At 67.1% G+C, this 15,237-nt stretch carries 17 protein-coding genes; 10 read left to right on the forward strand and 7 right to left on the reverse strand.

Going from position 1 to position 15,237, the window contains the following annotated elements; all coding sequences use genetic code 11:
• The first annotated feature begins 14 nt into the window (after positions 1-14).
• The 7 genes from ACTVZP_RS18490 (at position 15) to ACTVZP_RS18520 (ending at position 5,705) form a co-directional block, all read left to right on the forward strand.
• A complete protein-coding gene (locus ACTVZP_RS18490; RefSeq protein ID WP_443213645.1) occupies positions 15-716 on the forward strand; it encodes a response regulator transcription factor in 702 nt (233 codons plus the stop codon).
• Positions 717-723: 7 nt separating this feature from the next.
• On the forward strand, positions 724-2,445 hold the full coding sequence (locus tag ACTVZP_RS18495) for a sensor histidine kinase (protein ID WP_443213646.1): 1,722 nt from the start codon (positions 724-726) through the stop codon (positions 2,443-2,445).
• A complete protein-coding gene (locus ACTVZP_RS18500) occupies positions 2,442-2,870 on the forward strand; it encodes an HPr kinase/phosphorylase (RefSeq protein WP_443213647.1) in 429 nt (142 codons plus the stop codon). Before ACTVZP_RS18495 ends, ACTVZP_RS18500 begins: the two co-directional genes overlap by 4 nt.
• A 21-nt stretch (positions 2,871-2,891) precedes the next feature.
• Positions 2,892-3,800 (forward strand): RNase adapter RapZ, encoded by a 909-nt coding sequence (gene rapZ / locus ACTVZP_RS18505; protein ID WP_443213661.1) that lies wholly within the window; start codon positions 2,892-2,894, stop codon positions 3,798-3,800.
• Positions 3,797-4,195 (forward strand): PTS sugar transporter subunit IIA, encoded by a 399-nt coding sequence (locus ACTVZP_RS18510; RefSeq protein ID WP_443213648.1) that lies wholly within the window; start codon positions 3,797-3,799, stop codon positions 4,193-4,195. Before rapZ ends, ACTVZP_RS18510 begins: the two co-directional genes overlap by 4 nt.
• Positions 4,192-4,461: an HPr family phosphocarrier protein gene (locus ACTVZP_RS18515; protein ID WP_443213649.1), complete on the forward strand. Its 270-nt coding sequence runs from the start codon at positions 4,192-4,194 to the stop codon at positions 4,459-4,461. Before ACTVZP_RS18510 ends, ACTVZP_RS18515 begins: the two co-directional genes overlap by 4 nt.
• A 164-nt stretch (positions 4,462-4,625) precedes the next feature.
• Positions 4,626-5,705 (forward strand): acyltransferase family protein, encoded by a 1,080-nt coding sequence (locus tag ACTVZP_RS18520; protein WP_443213650.1) that lies wholly within the window; start codon positions 4,626-4,628, stop codon positions 5,703-5,705.
• Here ACTVZP_RS18520 and ACTVZP_RS18525 read toward each other — a convergent pair.
• Positions 5,672-6,547: a 3-hydroxybutyryl-CoA dehydrogenase gene (locus ACTVZP_RS18525; RefSeq protein WP_443213651.1), complete on the reverse strand. Its 876-nt coding sequence runs from the start codon at positions 6,545-6,547 to the stop codon at positions 5,672-5,674. The genes ACTVZP_RS18520 and ACTVZP_RS18525 overlap by 34 nt on opposite strands.
• Before the next feature lie 169 nt (positions 6,548-6,716).
• Here ACTVZP_RS18525 and ACTVZP_RS18530 point away from each other — a divergent pair, with 169 nt between their 5' ends.
• Entirely contained in the window at positions 6,717-7,541 is an 825-nt protein-coding gene (locus tag ACTVZP_RS18530) for a DUF6473 family protein (RefSeq protein ID WP_443213652.1), read from the forward strand.
• An 87-nt stretch (positions 7,542-7,628) separates the two neighbouring features.
• Here the strand turns inward: ACTVZP_RS18530 and ACTVZP_RS18535 are convergent, their stop codons facing one another.
• The 6 genes from ACTVZP_RS18535 to ACTVZP_RS18560 form a co-directional block, all read right to left on the reverse strand.
• Positions 7,629-8,555 carry an electron transfer flavoprotein subunit alpha/FixB family protein gene (locus ACTVZP_RS18535; RefSeq protein WP_443213653.1) on the reverse strand — a complete coding sequence of 309 codons (927 nt, stop codon included), beginning with the start codon at positions 8,553-8,555 and terminating at the stop codon, positions 7,629-7,631.
• Positions 8,555-9,316 carry an electron transfer flavoprotein subunit beta/FixA family protein gene (locus ACTVZP_RS18540; protein ID WP_443213654.1) on the reverse strand — a complete coding sequence of 254 codons (762 nt, stop codon included), beginning with the start codon at positions 9,314-9,316 and terminating at the stop codon, positions 8,555-8,557. The genes ACTVZP_RS18535 and ACTVZP_RS18540 overlap by 1 nt, the downstream gene beginning before the upstream one ends.
• A gap of 130 nt (positions 9,317-9,446) precedes the next feature.
• Positions 9,447-10,025, reverse strand: a complete 579-nt coding sequence (locus tag ACTVZP_RS18545; RefSeq protein WP_443213655.1) for a cob(I)yrinic acid a,c-diamide adenosyltransferase — start codon at positions 10,023-10,025, stop codon at positions 9,447-9,449.
• A complete protein-coding gene (locus ACTVZP_RS18550) occupies positions 10,026-10,235 on the reverse strand; it encodes a twin transmembrane helix small protein (protein WP_443213656.1) in 210 nt (69 codons plus the stop codon).
• A gap of 158 nt (positions 10,236-10,393) precedes the next feature.
• Positions 10,394-11,209: an SDR family NAD(P)-dependent oxidoreductase gene (locus ACTVZP_RS18555; protein ID WP_443213657.1), complete on the reverse strand. Its 816-nt coding sequence runs from the start codon at positions 11,207-11,209 to the stop codon at positions 10,394-10,396.
• Between the two features lie 145 nt (positions 11,210-11,354).
• A complete protein-coding gene (locus ACTVZP_RS18560; protein ID WP_443213658.1) occupies positions 11,355-11,900 on the reverse strand; it encodes an SH3 domain-containing protein in 546 nt (181 codons plus the stop codon).
• Between the two features lie 132 nt (positions 11,901-12,032).
• Here ACTVZP_RS18560 and parC point away from each other — a divergent pair, with 132 nt between their 5' ends.
• Positions 12,033-14,336 carry a DNA topoisomerase IV subunit A gene (gene parC, locus ACTVZP_RS18565; RefSeq protein WP_443213659.1) on the forward strand — a complete coding sequence of 768 codons (2,304 nt, stop codon included), beginning with the start codon at positions 12,033-12,035 and terminating at the stop codon, positions 14,334-14,336.
• 223 nt (positions 14,337-14,559) lie between these two features.
• Complete coding sequence (locus ACTVZP_RS18570; RefSeq protein WP_443213660.1) at positions 14,560-15,135, forward strand: hypothetical protein; 576 nt, start codon at positions 14,560-14,562, stop codon at positions 15,133-15,135.
• Positions 15,136-15,237 lie beyond the last annotated feature (102 nt).

The following is a 15,237-nucleotide window of genomic DNA, read 5'->3' on the forward strand; positions in this document are numbered from 1 at the left end:
TTGGAGTTGGGATAATGTCCAGGATCGCTCTCGTGGATGACGACCGCAACATCCTGACGTCGGTCGCCATGACCCTCGAGGCCGAAGGGTTCGAGGTCGAGACCTACAACGACGGCCAGTCCGCGCTCGATGCCTTCAACAAGCGGATGCCCGACATGGCCGTGCTCGACATCAAGATGCCGCGCATGGACGGGATGGACCTTCTCCAGCGCCTTCGGCAGAAAACCGCGATGCCGGTCATCTTCCTCACGTCCAAGGACGACGAGATCGACGAGGTCCTCGGGCTGAGGATGGGGGCGGACGACTACGTCAAGAAGCCCTTCTCGCAACGCCTTCTGGTCGAGCGGATTCGCGCGCTGCTGCGCCGGCAGGACGCCATCGCGGGGGGCGAGGCCGATGTGCAGGAAGAAAGCCGCATTCTGGAACGCGGCAATCTGCGGATGGACCCCCTGCGCCATGCGGTGACGTGGAAGGGCAGCGACGTCTCGCTGACGGTGACCGAATTCCTGCTGCTTCAGGCCCTCGCGCAGCGGCCGGGCTTCGTCAAGAGCCGGGACCAACTGATGGACGTGGCCTATGACGATCAGGTCTACGTCGACGACCGCACGATCGACAGCCACATCAAGCGCCTGCGCAAGAAGATGCGGTCCGCCGACGCCGACTTCGCCGCGATCGAGACGCTCTACGGCATCGGATACCGCTATAACGAGGAGTGACGGTCGCATGACTGCCGCGCCGGCCTTTGGCCGACCCGAGGCGGAGGGCGGGCAATCCGCACCGCGGTCCGGCGACGTGCTCCTCGGCGAGGACTGGATCGCGCCGGAGGTCGAGGGCGATTTCTCGATCCAGAAGACCCGCGGACGGCGCGGCATCGTCTCGTTGAACCGTTCGCCCCTTGCGCGCAAGATCATCATCTTCAACCTGCTCGCGCTGGTGATCCAGGTCTCGGGCGTCCTCTTCACCAATCCCTTCCGCGAGAATCTGGTGCTGCAGCGCGAGCGGGCGCTCGTGTCCGAGACGCAGCTCGTGGCCAACGTCTTCGAGGCGCGTCTTGCCGCGATTCCCGGTGCCACCCTCGACGCGCCAAAAGGGATCGACATCCCGGCAACGCTGGAGTCGCTCGCCGTCAATCCCGCCATCGACCTCTTCATCCTCGACAATTCCGGCGATGTGGTGGCGTTCGACCGCGGGACGCGACAACCCGTTCTCGGCGACCAGCGCTCGACCCTGATCACCGACTTCCTCAACGGAGTATGGGAAGCGGTCTCGAACGTGCTCGCCTGGGGAGAAGAGCCCGAGCGCGAGATCGACGCCGTCGCGCTGGCGCGACAGGTCTTTGCCGGCGCACGCGAGGGGCGGACCACCATCAACACCGGCCGCGACCGCAATGGCGGCGCGCTCTTCTCCGTCGCGACCCCCATCCTTGAGGGGGATCGGGTCATCGGTGTGGCGGCCATCGTCTCGGCGGCCGGAGAGATCGACCGGCTCGTCCGCTACGAGCGCGAGCAGATCCTGCAGATGTTCGTCGTCGCGCTCTTCGTCTCCATCGGCCTCAGCCTCGTGCTTGCCTCGACCATCGCCAATCCGCTCGCCGATCTCGCCGCGGCGGCGGAGCTGGGTCGCGACCGGGACGCGCGCAAGATGGCACCCGGGCGCGTGCGCATCCCCGACCTGACCGCACGTCCCGACGAGATCGGCCGCCTCTCCATCGCCATGCGCGGCATGGTGGCCGCCCTCTACGACCGCATCGACGCGAACGAGCAGTTCGCCTCGGATGTGGCGCATGAGATCAAGAACCCGCTTGCCTCGCTGCGTTCGGCCGTTGGCACCCTCCGTCTCGCGAAGCGCGACGACCAGCGCGAGAGGCTTCTCGATGTGATCGAACATGACGTGCGGCGCCTCGACCGGCTGGTGAGCGACATTTCCAATGCCTCCCGGCTCGACAGTGAACTCGTGAAGGAGGAGGAGGAAGAGTTCGACCTCCTGCGCACCATCTCGAACCTGGGAGAGTATCTGGGCAAGCAGGCCGCCGAGAAGGGTGTCGACTTCATCGCCGATCTTCCCTCGGAGCCGATGCGGATCAGGGGGCTCGAGGCGAGGCTCGCGCAGGTCTTCGTCAATCTTATCACCAATGCGCTGTCCTTCTGCGAGGAGGGCGACGCCGTGCGCGTCTGGGCCCGCCGTCGCGAGAACCGCGTGCTCGTCGTCATCGAGGACACGGGTCCCGGCATCCCGGATCAGGCTCTCACCAAGATCTTCCGGCGCTTCTACTCCGAGAGGCCCGCCGGACAGTTCGGCAACCACTCAGGCCTTGGGCTCGCCATCTCCAAGCAGATCGTCGAGGCCCATGGCGGCGTGATCTGGGCCGAGAACATCCGCCCGACCAGCGCCGACATCACCTCGGAGCCGCTCGGAGCGCGCTTCGTCGTCGGCCTGCCGATGTGAGCGAGGCAGGCTGCACGATCCTCCATGCCAGCTGCGTCGCCGCCGAGGGCAGGGCACTCCTGATCCTCGGGCCGTCGGGATCGGGCAAGTCGTCGCTCGCGCTCTCCCTCATCGGTCTCGGCGCGCTCCTCGTCGCCGACGACCGGACGGAACTGGAAGTGCGTGGCGAGGTGCTGGTCGCGCGCAGCCCACCGGCACTGTCAGGGCTGATCGAGGCCAGGGGCGTGGGCATCCTGAGGGCGCCTGCCATCCACGAAGCGCGAGTGACGCTTGCCGTCGATCTCGGCCTGCAGGAGACGGAGCGTTTGCCACAAAGCCATAACATTCAGGTGCTCGGACGCCCTCTCGACCTTGTGCTCGGACAGGAAGGCAGCCATTTTTCCTCTGCGTTGCTCCTCCGACTCCGATCGGGGCGCTTCGCCTGAAAGAGACATATCTTGGACCGTATGGTAGAGCCTGCGCAGGAATACCGGCTCGTGCTGGTCACCGGCCCCTCCGGGGCGGGCCGCACGACGGCGATCAACGCGCTCGAGGACATGGGTTACGAGGTCATCGACAACCTGCCCCTGTCCTTCGTGCCGCGGCTGATCGAGGGTCCGTCCATCGGGCGGCCGATTGCGCTCGGCCTCGACGTCCGCAACCGCGACTTCAACGCGACCGCGCTGATCGAGCTGATCGACCGGCTGACACAGGACCCGCGTGTCGCGCTCGAGGTGCTCTACGTCGATTGCTCCGCCTCGCAGCTGATCCGACGCTACAACCAGACGAAGCGGCGTCATCCGTTGGCCCCGGCCGAAACGCCGGCCGAGGGGGTCGAGCGCGAGATCGACCTGCTGGCGCCGGTCCGCGTGCGGGCCGACCACCTGATCGACACCTCCGAAATGTCGCCGCACGATCTCAAGGCCGAACTCGCGCGATACTTCGACCGGGGTGCGGCAACCCGTCTTGCGGTGTCGGTGCAGTCCTTCTCCTACAAGCGGGGTGTTCCGCGTGGGGTGGACATGATCTTCGACTGCCGATTTCTGAAGAACCCTTACTGGGTGGAAAGCCTGCGCGCCCTCGACGGCCGCGACGCGGCGGTTTCCGACTACATCTCGACCGACCCGCGCTTCCAGCCGTTCTTCGAGAAGCTGCGCGACCTCGTGCTCTTCCTGCTGCCCGCGCAGCTGGAGGAGGGCAAGGCGCACCTCTCCATCGGTTTCGGATGCACCGGCGGACAGCACCGCTCGGTTGCAATTGCCGAACTTCTGGGCAACGCGCTTGCAGAGGCAGGCTGGCCGGTGTCAAAACGGCATAGGGAACTTGAACGCAGGGCGGCCGCGGTGCTCCCCACGCATCAGGGTGAGAAGGCGTGATCGGTATCGTCATCGTTGCGCACGGCGGGCTGGCAAGGGAATATCTCTCGGCGGTCGAGCATGTCGTGGGCAAGCAGGAGGCGATGGCAGCCATCGCCATCGAGGACGATCACGACCGGGCCGCGAAGCAGGCCGAGATCAGCGCGGCCGCGCGGGCCGTGGATCGCGGGGCCGGCGTGGTGGTGGTGACGGACATGTTCGGCGGCTCGCCCTCGAACCTGTCGCTGCCGGCCTGCGCCGGCCGTGACCGCCGGATCATCTACGGCGCCAACCTGCCGATGCTCATCAAGCTTGCCAAGTCGCGCGAGCTGGCGGTGCCCCAGGCGGTCGCCCTCGCGCTGGACGCGGGCCGGAAATACATCAACAGCCTCGACCTGGGCAGCGGGACGGAATGATCGAACGCGAACTTCTTATCGTGAATGAAAAGGGCCTGCATGCGCGCGCCTCGGCGAAGTTCGTCGAGGTGGTCGAACGTCACGACGCGCAGGCCGAGGTGTCGAAGGACGGCATGGTGGTGTCGGGCGATTCCATCATGGGCCTCCTGATGCTGGCAGCCTCGCGAGGAACCTCGATCCGGGTGAAGACGATGGGAAGCGATGCGGCGGCACTTGCCGAAGCGCTCTCGGCCCTTGTCGCCGATCGGTTCGGCGAGGACATGTAGCCGAGGTCGGGCGGGCTCGCTGCGCAGCAGCCCCGCCGGTGCTCCTCGATCTCCCAGGGACATGAGGCCTCACCCCGTGCAAAGGGATTGTGCGGGGGGCAGGGCCGTGGTGATTTCCGACGGTCCGGGTGCCTGCCCCGGTCTTGTTGACGAGGGTATTTCGAGTGAAACGGGTTTATCCGGGCTTCGACCTGCTGCGCGTTCTCGCGGCATCCGGAGTGGTCTTCTCCCACGCCTTCCTGATCATGGAGCTTTCCGAGACGAATGAGCCGGTGAAGGCGGCCACGGGCGCCATCCTCGGCATCTACGGCGTGATGGTCTTCTTCATCCTCAGCGGCTTCCTGGTGACGGACAGCGCCCTGCGCTCGCATGGGGTGCTGGACTTTGCAGAGAAGCGGGCGCGACGGCTTCTGCCGGGCTTCGTCTGTGCAAACCTGGTCGTCGCACTGCTGATCTGCCCGCTCTTCGCGGCCGCGGGACCGGCCGCCTTCCTCGGCTCCGAGGCGACGTGGCAGGAACTCGGCCGGGTGCTGTTGCTCCTCGACCCCAGCCTCGATTATCCGGGTGCGGTCAGCTTCTTCCCGACGGCCGAGGACAACGCCTGGCTCGCCTCGGTCGCGAATGGCGTGCTCTGGACCATCAGGATCGAGATCAGCTGCTATCTTCTCGTCGCGCTCCTGATGCTCGCGGGCATGTTGACGGGAGGCGCCGTGCTGGCCGTGATCTGCGTGGCGGTGTTCTGCACCTTCACCGCTTCCTTCTATGCGACGGACTATGCGTCCTGCCTGATCTATCTGCTGCCGTCCTTCCTTGCCGGAATGGCGCTGCGGCTCCTGCTGCCCGACGGGCCTGCGGATGGACGGCTCGCACTCGCCAGCGCGACGGTGCTTCTTTTCCTCATGTGCAAGATGGGGAACTGGAAGGAGGTGGAGGGCGTGCTCTTCCCGCTCTTCGCGGCCTACCCGCTGGTCTGGCTCGGCCAGCAGGAGGCACGGCCACTCGCTGTGATCCGGCGGTTCGGCGATCCCTCCTACGGGATGTATCTCTGGGGCTGGCCCGTGCAGATGCTGCTGCGGGCGCTGGTGGGCCCGGGCTGGTCCGGCTGGGCCTTCGCCGCCCTGTCGCTGCCGGTTGCGGCGGCCGCGGGCTACCTGTCCTGGTTCCTGCTGGAGCGGAGGTTCCTGCGCGGCCGCCGCGAGGGCGCCGGGCGCTACCGCGTCGGCACCGGCGTCTCGCCGCGATAGTCGTAGAAGCCGCGCTCGGTCTTCCGGCCGAGCCAGCCGGCCTCGACGTATTTCACCAGAAGCGGGCAGGGCCGGTACTTCGTGTCCGCCAACCCGTCGTGGAGGACGTTCATGATGGCAAGACAGGTGTCGAGCCCGATGAAATCGGCCAGTTCCAGCGGGCCCATCGGGTGGTTCGCGCCGAGCTTCATCGATTCGTCGATCGACTTCACCGAGCCCACGCCCTCGTAGAGCGTGTAGACGGCCTCGTTGATCATCGGCACGAGGATACGGTTCACGATGAAGGCCGGGAAATCCTCTGCGCTGGCCGCCGTCTTGCCGAGGCTCTGCACCACCTTGAGCAGCGTCCGGTAGGTCGGATCGTCGGTCGCGATGCCACGGATCAGCTCGACCAGCTGCATGACCGGAACGGGGTTCATGAAATGGAAGCCCATGAACCGCTCGGGCCGGTCGGTGCGCGAGGCGAGACGGGTGATCGAGATCGACGAGGTGTTCGAGGTCAGGATCGTGTGCGGCAGCAGATGCGGCACCAGGTCCTCGAAGATCGCCTGTTTCACCGTCTCGCGCTCGGTCGCGGCCTCGATCACGAGGTCGCTCTTGGCGATGTCGGTGAGGTTCATCGTGGTGCGGATGCGCGCCAGCGCGGCGGCCTTCTCTTCGGCCGCGACCTTCCCGCGTGAGACCTGCCGCTCGAGATTGCGGTCGATCGTGGCAAGCGCCTTGTTCAGGCCCTCGGCGCTGATGTCGTTCAGGAGCACCTCGTAGCCCGCGAGCGAGAAGACATGCGCAATCCCGCTGCCCATCTGCCCTGCGCCCACGACGCCGACCTTGCGGATCTCCATTGCATCCCTCCTGCTGACCCGCGCGAACAATAGGCGCGGCGCGGCAGCGCACGCAAGGGCGGCACCCGGCCCTGCGCAGCTCGAACATCGCGTCAAATGCAGGATTTAGGCTTTTGGCAAGGCCTCGCCCGCATCGTGGCTTCCGGGTGAACTATCTGGGTGGGTTGTGATGGCATTCGCATATCAGGGCGAAAGCGCCCTGGACTATTTTCCGTGCCGGTATGGCGCGTCCAAGATGATGTTCCGGGGGCCGCGCCGCAGCCTCGACGGGGCCTTCTGTGCGGTGCTGGGCGGCACCGAAACCTACGGCAAGTTTGTCCCTCGTCCCTTTCCCGATCTCGTGGAGGAAGCGACGGGGCTGCGCATGGTCAATCTGGGCTGCATCAACGCCGGGCTCGACGTCTATCTGAACGACCCGGCGGTGACCCAGATCGCCGGGAAGGCGTCGCTTGCCATCATTCAAGTGGTCGGGGCCGCCAACCTGACGAACCGGCTCTATTCGGTGCATCCGAGGCGCAACGACCGGTTCCTCGCCGCCTCGCCCGTGCTGCAGGCGATGTATCGCGAGGTCGATTTCGCCGACTTCTCCTTCACGCGGCACATGATGCAGACGCTCTACGCCGTCTCCCCCGAGAAGTTCGTGCAGGTGGCCGCCGAGTTGCGCGCAGCCTGGATCGCGCGGATGCGCATGCTGTTGGGCCGCATTGCGACCCCGAAGTTGCTTCTCTGGATCGCCGACCACCCGCCCCCCCAGGGCGGGGCGCAGACGCCGGCCACCTCGCCGCTGCTGATCGATGCCGAGATGATCGCGGCCGTCCGTCCGCATGCGATGCACTATCTCGAGGTGGTGACCTCCGGCGAGGCCAATGCCTCGGGCACGGAAGGAATGAGCTTCCCGCCCCTTGATGCGCCGGTCGCTGCCGAGGTTCCGGGCCCGGCGGTTCATGCCGAGATCGCGGCAACCCTCGCTCCGGTGGTGATGCGGCTGATGTGACCGGATGCCGGCGAACGGTTGATGTGAAACGGGCGCCCGCGAGGGCGCCCGTTCCAAGCCACAGGCTCGTTTCCCGCAGAACCGATCTCAGAGCTTTTCGGTCAGTTCCGGCACGAGGGTGAAGAGGTCGCCGACGAGGCCATAGTCGGCCACCTGGAAGATCGGGGCCTCCTCATCCTTGTTGATGGCGACGATGACCTTCGAATCCTTCATCCCGGCGAGGTGCTGGATCGCACCCGAGATCCCCACCGCGATGTAGAGTTGCGGCGCCACGACCTTGCCGGTCTGGCCGACCTGCCAGTCGTTCGGCGCATAGCCCGAGTCGACTGCCGCGCGCGACGCGCCGACGGCGGCCCCGAGCTTGTCGGCGAGCTTCTCGATCATCGCGAAGTTCTCTTCCGAGCCGATGCCGCGCCCGCCCGAAACCACCGTCTTCGCCGAGGTCAGCTCGGGACGGTCCGAGGCCGCCACCTTGTCCTCGACCCAGGAGGAGAGGCCCTTGTCACCGGCCGCGGAAATGGTCTCGACCGAGGCCGAGCCGCCCTTGCCGGTCGCCTCGAAGGTCGCCGTCCGCACCGTCGCGACCTTGGTCGCGTCCGCGCTCTTCACCGTCTGCACCGCGTTGCCGGCATAGATCGGGCGCTCGAAGGTGTCGGCATCGACCACGGCGGTGATCTCCGAGATTACCATCACGTCGAGGAGAGCCGCCACGCGGGGCATCACGTTCTTCGCGGCCGAGGTCGCCGGCGCGAGGATGTGGCTGTAGCCCGAGGCCAGCCCCACGACCAGATCGGCCAGCGGCTCGGCCAGCCCGTTGCCGTAGGCTGCGTCATCGGCGGCCAGCACCTTCGCCACGCCGTCGAACGAGGCCGCCTCGGCGGCGGCCGCATCCACGCCCGAACCAGCGACGAGCACCGTCACCTCGCCCAGGGCTTTCGCCGCGGTCAGCGCCTTGGCGGTCGAATCCGCGCCCAGCGTGCCGCCGGTCACTTCGGCAATCAGAAGAACGGCCATCAGATCACCCCCGCTTCGTCTTTCAGTTTCGCGATCAGCTCGTCGACCGAGCCCACCCGGACGCCCGCCTTGCGGCCCGCGGGCTCCGAGGTCTTCACCACCGTCAGCCGCGGCGACACGTCCACGCCGTAATCGGCCGGGGTCTTCTCCTCGAGCGGTTTCTTCTTGGCCTTCATGATGTTCGGCAGCGAGGCGTAGCGCGGCTCGTTCATCCGCAGGTCCACGGTGACGATCGTGGGCATCTTGACCTTGATGGTCTGCATGCCGCCGTCCACCTCGCGGGTCACGACAGCGGCATCGCCCTCGATCGCGAGATCCGAGGCGAAGGTGGCCTGGCTCCAGCCGAGCAGCGCCGACAGCATCTGGCCGGTGGCGTTCATGTCATTGTCGATCGCCTGCTTGCCGCAGATCACGAGGCCCGGCTCCTCGGCCGCGACCACGCCCTTCAGCAGCTTCGCGACGGCCAGCGGCTCGATGTCCTGATGCACGTCGTCGGCGGCCTGGATCAGGATCGCGCGGTCCGCGCCCATGGCGAGCGCCGTCCGCAGCGTCTCCTGCGCCTGCTTCACGCCGATGGAGACGACCACCACCTCGGTCGCCGTGCCGGCCTCGCGCAGACGGATCGCCGCTTCGACGGCGATCTCGTCGAACGGGTTCATCGACATCTTCACGTTCGCCAGATCGACCCCCGTGCCGTCCGCCTTCACACGGACCTTCACGTTGTAGTCGATCACGCGCTTGACAGGCACAAGAACCTTCATCAGTGGCAATCTCCCTTCTCATCCGCCCTCGCGGGCAAGCTCTCCGCGACGTTGTTAGCCGCAACGTTTCCGTGACAACAGATCAAAACCGACCCTCGGAGCCTGTCCGACGTCGCGTTCCAATGCGTCCTTACGCCTCACGCGTGAGGCCGGGAACCCACAGGACGTCGGCACGGCCCTCGTCATTGGCGATGCGGCCGGCGACGAAGAACCAGTCCGACAGGCGGTTCAGGTAGCGCAGGGCCTCGGGGTTGACCGACTCGACCGTCGCCAGTTCGACCACCTTGCGCTCGGCCCGCCGGCAGATCGTCCGGCAGAGATGCAGTTGCGCGGCAAGCGCGGAGCCGCCGGGCAGGATGAAGCTGCGCAGCGGCTGGAGCCGGGCGTTCATCGCGTCGATCTCGCGCTCGAGCCGGGCGACCTGAGGGGCGACGATCCGCAGCGGCGTGTAGTCCGCCTCGTGGTCGCGCTCCATTTCGGGACGGCAGAGGTCGGCACCGAGGTCGAAGAGATCGTTCGAGATCCGCGCCAGCGCCTCCTGCATCTCGCCTTCGGCATGCAGCCGGGCCAGACCCACCGTCGCGTTGGCTTCGTCGACCGTGCCATAGGCGGTGACGCGCGGCGAGTGCTTGGCCACCCGCGCGCCGTTGCCGAGCGCTGTTTCGCCGGCGTCGCCGGTGCGGGTGTAGATCCTCGACAGAACGACCATTCAGAAACCTCCGGATTGGCGATAGGCGACGAAAAGCAGGATGAGAACCACAGCCACAGCCTGTGCGATGATGCGCCAGCGCATCAGCCTGTTACCGTGCTTGCGGTTGAACTCGCCGCCTCGGGCGAAGCCGCCAATCCCGATCATCAGGACCACGACCACCGCAAGGACAGCGATGGCGACGACGATGAACAGCGGGTCCTGCAGCATGGCTCTCCTCCCGATTGCCGCCGTGATGTAGCGGTTTGACCGGAAAAAGCGACTCCTTTCCGAGGGACCGCGCAGGCGCTAGGCAACCGCGGGCCAAGGCGCCGGCGGGGCTTGCCGGGGTCCCCGGCCCCGGTGGCCTTCGGTGCCGGGGACCCCTTTTACCGCGCGAGTACCCGGTCGAGCATCTGCGTCGACAGCAGCCTGCGCAGCGCCCAGGCGGTGCGGCTGGGGACGGTGATGCGGTAGCGCGGCCGTGGAGCCGGGCTTTCCAGCGCCTGGATCAGTTTCTCGGTCACCGCCGAGGCGGGCAACTGCCAGCGATCGTCGCCCCCTTCGTAAAGCCGCCCCAGAAGCGACCTGTACTGCTCGACGCGGGCCGAGCCCTTCCAGTTGATCCAGCGCTCGAAATGCGGGATCGAGTTTTCGCGGATCCTCGTGGCGATGGGCCCCGGCTCGAGCAGGATGACCCGGATCGGCGTGTCGGCCATCTCGATCCGCAGGACGTCGGTCAGGCCCTCCATCGCGAATTTCGAGGCAACGTAGGCGCCTCTCCAGGGATAACCCACGAAGCCCAGCACCGAGGAACAGTTGACGATGCGCCCATATCCCTGTCGCCGCATGATCGGGATGGTCCGGCAGGTCAGGTCATGGACGCCCACGATGTTGGTCTCGAGCACGGCGCGCAGCGCCTCGCGCGGGATGTCCTCAACAGCGCCGGGACAGGCAAAGGCTCCGTTGTTGTAGAGGGCGTCGAGCGTGCCGCCGGTGCGCCGCGTGACCTCGTCGAGGGCTGCGACGAGACTCGCCGGATCATCGTAGTCGAGCCGGAAGCTCTCCAGTCCTTCGGCCCGCAGGCGCTCGCAGTCCTCGTCCTTGCGGCAGGTTGCGAACACCCTCCAGCCGCGGGCCTTCAGCCCATGTGCCGCGTCATGGCCGATGCCCGACGAACAGCCCGTGATCAGAATGCTCTTCATCCACCGCACCGTCGCTTCCCGGTCCTCCTCTACGAGAAATGCGACGGTGGAGCCAAGGGTCAGTCGGCAGAGGCAGGCCGCGTGCGTGTCGCGGGTGCATCGCCGGGCAGCGGCGTCCTCGCGGGCGCCCTAAAGAACGCGCGCATCAGTCGCGCATGCTGTCGGCTGCAAGGTAGCGGGCGGCCATGAAGCCCTCGAGCCCATCGCCTTCAATGCGGATGGCGGTCCACCGACCGGACTCCGCGCCATCGACGAGCACCGCTTCGCCGCGGGTGAGACGGCCGATGACCGGAAAGGCCGTCGAGGGGCCGCTGCGGACGTTCACGGCCTCCGCCGTCACATAGCGAATTCCGGATTGGTCGCGTGCCTCGGCATCCGGCGCAGCCGCCTTTGTCCGGGGCTGCGGCGGCGGCAACACCGTCAGGCGGTCGCCTCGGAAGCTTCTCTCCGGCAGGGTCACGGGCGCGGTTTCGGGCTTGGGCTCGGGCACCGCCCGGGCCTCGGCGGCCACCGTCAGGGCAGGCGCAGCCTCGTCGAGCGACGCGGTCCGGACCGGTGTCACGACCGGTTGGGGATCGGGCTGGAGACGTGCCGCCCCGGCCAGGCCCGGCCGCATCTGGCCGTAGTCGCGACCACCGATCAGCAGGACGAGGAAGAGGGTGCAGCAAAGAAGCAGCGTCAGGCGCAGCATGATGAAAATCTCCAGGTTCGAAAGGCGGGGCGGCAACGTGCACCCTTTCCCATCGAACAGCATTCCGCCTCGGCAGGTTCCCGGATTCCTTTCCGTCTGGACCGACGCGACAGCGGAGACTAGACACGGATCATGACCGACACGCCCGAAGATCCGATCGAAGAGCCGCTGACGAGCTCGGAACCGCTCCGCCGCGCCATCGGCGAGCGTTACCTGACCTATGCGCTCTCGACCATCATGCACCGAGCGCTGCCCGATGCGCGCGACGGGCTCAAGCCCGTGCATCGCCGCATCCTCTACGCGATGCGCGAATTGCGCCTGTCGCCGACAGGGGGGTTCCGCAAGTCGGCCAAGATCTCGGGCGACGTGATGGGGAACTACCACCCGCACGGGGATGCCGCGATCTACGACGCGATGGCCCGTCTGGCGCAGGATTTCAACGTCCGCTACCCGCTGGTGGACGGGCAGGGCAACTTCGGCAACATCGACGGCGACAACCCGGCGGCCTCGCGCTACACCGAGGCGCGCTTGACTGCGATCGCCGAGCTTCTGATGGAGGGTCTGGCCGAGAATGCGGTCGACTTCCGCCCGAACTACGACGGCACGCTCGAAGAGCCGGTGGTGATGCCCGCGGCCTTCCCGAACCTGCTTGCCAACGGCGCTTCGGGCATCGCGGTGGGCATGGCCACCAACATCCCGCCGCACAATCTCGACGAGCTGATCGAGGGCTGCCTTGCGCTGATCCGGGACCCCGACTTGGCCGATGATGCGCTGGTGGATCTGATCCCCGGCCCGGACTTCCCGACCGGCGGTGTCATCGTCGAGCCGAGGGAGTCGATCCGCGAGGCCTACCGCACCGGCCGCGGCGCCTTCCGCCTGCGGGCGAAGTGGCAGACCGAGGACCTCGGCCGCGGCACCTGGCAGATCATCGTGACCGAGATCCCCTATCAGGTGCAGAAGTCCAAGCTGATCGAGCGGCTGGCCGAGCTGATCCAGACCAAGAAGGTCCCGGCGCTGGCCGACGTGCGCGACGAGAGCGCCGACGACGTGCGCATCGTGCTCGAGCCGCGGGCCCGGACCGTCGACCCCGAGATGCTGATGGGGATGCTCTTCCGCCACTCGGACCTCGAGATCCGCTTCTCGCTGAACATGAACGTGCTGATCGACGGGCGGACGCCCCGGGTCTGCTCGCTCAAGGAGGTGCTGCGCGCCTTCCTCGACCATCGCCGCGAGGTGCTGATCCGCCGCTCGCAGCACCGGATGGAGAAGATCGACCACAGGCTCGAAGTGCTGGGCGGCCTGATCGTGGCTTTCCTGAACCTCGACCGCGTGATCGACATCATCCGCTATGACGAGGATCCCAAGCGCGCCCTCATGGCCGAGAAATGGGGGCGCAGGTTCAAGCGGGCGAATTCCGAGAAGGATTACGTCGGCCCCGGTGCCGGTCCGGGCGAGCTGAGCGAGGTGCAGGCCGAGGCGATCCTCAACATGCGCCTGCGCTCCTTGCGGCGGCTCGAGGAGATGGAGCTTCTGTCGGAGCGCGACGCGCTTCTGGCCGAGCGGGCCGATCTCGTGGCGCTGATCGGATCCGAGGCGCTTCAGTGGGAGAGGATCGGCCACGACCTCGGCGAGATCCGCAAGCTCTTCGGCAAGTGGACGGTCGCCGGCGCACGGCGCAGCCAGTTCGCCGAGGCGGGCGAAGTCGAGGAGGTTCCACTGGAGGCGATGATCGAGCGCGAGGCCATCACCGTGATCTGCTCGAAGATGGGCTGGATCCGGGCGATGAAGGGCCACCAGCCGCTCGATGCCGAGGTGAAGTTCAAGGATGGCGACGCCCCGCGCTTCATGTTCCACGCGGAAACGACCGACCGGCTGCTGCTCGTGGGCTCGAACGGGCGGTTCTACACGCTGACGGGCGCGAGCCTGCCCGGCGGGCGCGGCATGGGCGAGCCGGTGCGGCTGATGGTGGACCTGCCGAACGAGGCCGAGATCCACGATCTGCTCGTCTGGCGGCCGGGCGAGAAGCTGCTGCTGGCCTCGTCGGCGGGCGACGGCTTCGTGGTGCCCTCCGAGGAGGTGCTGGCGCAGACCCGCGCGGGCAGGGCGGTGCTCTCGATGAAGGAGGGCGTGAGGACGGCCGTCTGCCGTCCGATCCGCGGGGATCACGTGGCGGTGGTGGGCGAGAACCGAAAGCTCCTGGTCTTTCCGCTGTCCGAACTGCCTGAGATGGCCAAGGGCAAGGGTGTCCGGCTGCAGAAATACAAGGACGGTGGGCTGTCCGACGCGATCACCTTCGACCTTGCGAAAGGGCTCAGCTGGAAGGATCCGGCAGGGCGGACCCGGACCGAGGCGGATCTGGCCGAGTGGACCGGTGCGCGGGCCGGCGCCGGGAAGATGGCGCCTCGCGGTTTCCCGCGCGACAACCGGTTCAGTTGAGGCGCGTGGCCGATGCCGGGGGCTTCGCGCCCCCGGACCCCCGCGGGATACTTGAGCGAGAATGAATGGGACGCCGGGCGGTCCGGCAGGGTCGGCCGCCGCGCGCTGCAGGGCCGACGGGGTGGGATGGCTGGCGCCGACGGATGGGGCGACGTCCCGGCGGCGGCGGTTGCGCGGCGGTGCCGGGCAAGTTATGCGGGGGCAACGCCTTTCGGAGAAGCCCATGATCCCGCGTCTTGTCGCCCTCTGCCTCGGGGCGCTCCTCGTCACCGCCTGCCAGCGGAACGACCTGAAGGATCCGCCCGTGGATCTGGGAGATTTCGCCCTCGGGCTCAACATCGTGGTCGCGGATCATGTCCGGAAGGTGCCGATCTCGCGCGAGGCCTCGGTGGAGGAGTGGGAGGCGGTCATGAAGAAGGCCGTCGACGACCGGTTCGGGCGCTACGAGGGCACGAAGCTCTACAATCTCGGGATCAGCGTCGACGGCTATGCGCTGGCGCCGCCGGGTATCCCCGTGGTGGCGGCACCGAAATCGGTCGTCGCCGTCACGGCCAACATCTGGGACGATGCGGCCGGGAAGAAGCTGAATGCGGCGGGCGAGAAGATGACCGTCTTCGAGAGCCTGAACGGCGCCTCGATCGTGGGCAGCGGCTACACGATGAGCAAGGAGGAGCAGATGGAGGCGCTGGCCTACAACACGGCCAAGCGTGTCGAGGGCTGGCTCCTCGAACATCCGGAGTGGTTCGGTCTTCCGCCCCTGCCGCCGAAAGCCGCGCCCATGGGCGGGAAAGACAAGTGATACTTGATTTTCCCCCGGCCAATGGATAACTCCGCCGCCGTGTAGAACAGGGCTGTCCGATGGTGTCTCGGGCCGCCCCCCAATCCGCGAGGCGCTCCGCCA

This window comes from Rhodobacter sp. NSM (assembly GCF_052244495.1).
GTDB lineage: Bacteria > Pseudomonadota > Alphaproteobacteria > Rhodobacterales > Rhodobacteraceae > Cereibacter_A.

Bases quoted from the DNA above. Each gene is read 5' to 3' on its own strand.
- ACTVZP_RS18490 (WP_443213645.1), top strand. From the start codon at position 15: ATGTCCAGGATCGCTCTCGTGGATGACGACCGCAACATCCTGACGTCG.
- ACTVZP_RS18495 (WP_443213646.1), top strand. From the start codon at position 724: ATGACTGCCGCGCCGGCCTTTGGCCGACCCGAGGCGGAGGGCGGGCAA.
- rapZ (WP_443213661.1), top strand. From the start codon at position 2,892: ATGGTAGAGCCTGCGCAGGAATACCGGCTCGTGCTGGTCACCGGCCCC.
- ACTVZP_RS18515 (WP_443213649.1), top strand. From the start codon at position 4,192: ATGATCGAACGCGAACTTCTTATCGTGAATGAAAAGGGCCTGCATGCG.
- ACTVZP_RS18525 (WP_443213651.1), bottom strand. From the start codon at position 6,547: ATGGAGATCCGCAAGGTCGGCGTCGTGGGCGCAGGGCAGATGGGCAGC.
- ACTVZP_RS18530 (WP_443213652.1), top strand. From the start codon at position 6,717: ATGGCATTCGCATATCAGGGCGAAAGCGCCCTGGACTATTTTCCGTGC.
- ACTVZP_RS18535 (WP_443213653.1), bottom strand. From the start codon at position 8,555: ATGGCCGTTCTTCTGATTGCCGAAGTGACCGGCGGCACGCTGGGCGCG.
- ACTVZP_RS18540 (WP_443213654.1), bottom strand. From the start codon at position 9,316: ATGAAGGTTCTTGTGCCTGTCAAGCGCGTGATCGACTACAACGTGAAG.
- ACTVZP_RS18545 (WP_443213655.1), bottom strand. From the start codon at position 10,025: ATGGTCGTTCTGTCGAGGATCTACACCCGCACCGGCGACGCCGGCGAA.
- ACTVZP_RS18550 (WP_443213656.1), bottom strand. From the start codon at position 10,235: ATGCTGCAGGACCCGCTGTTCATCGTCGTCGCCATCGCTGTCCTTGCG.
- ACTVZP_RS18555 (WP_443213657.1), bottom strand. From the start codon at position 11,209: ATGAAGAGCATTCTGATCACGGGCTGTTCGTCGGGCATCGGCCATGAC.
- ACTVZP_RS18560 (WP_443213658.1), bottom strand. From the start codon at position 11,900: ATGCTGCGCCTGACGCTGCTTCTTTGCTGCACCCTCTTCCTCGTCCTG.
- parC (WP_443213659.1), top strand. From the start codon at position 12,033: ATGACCGACACGCCCGAAGATCCGATCGAAGAGCCGCTGACGAGCTCG.
- ACTVZP_RS18570 (WP_443213660.1), top strand. From the start codon at position 14,560: ATGATCCCGCGTCTTGTCGCCCTCTGCCTCGGGGCGCTCCTCGTCACC.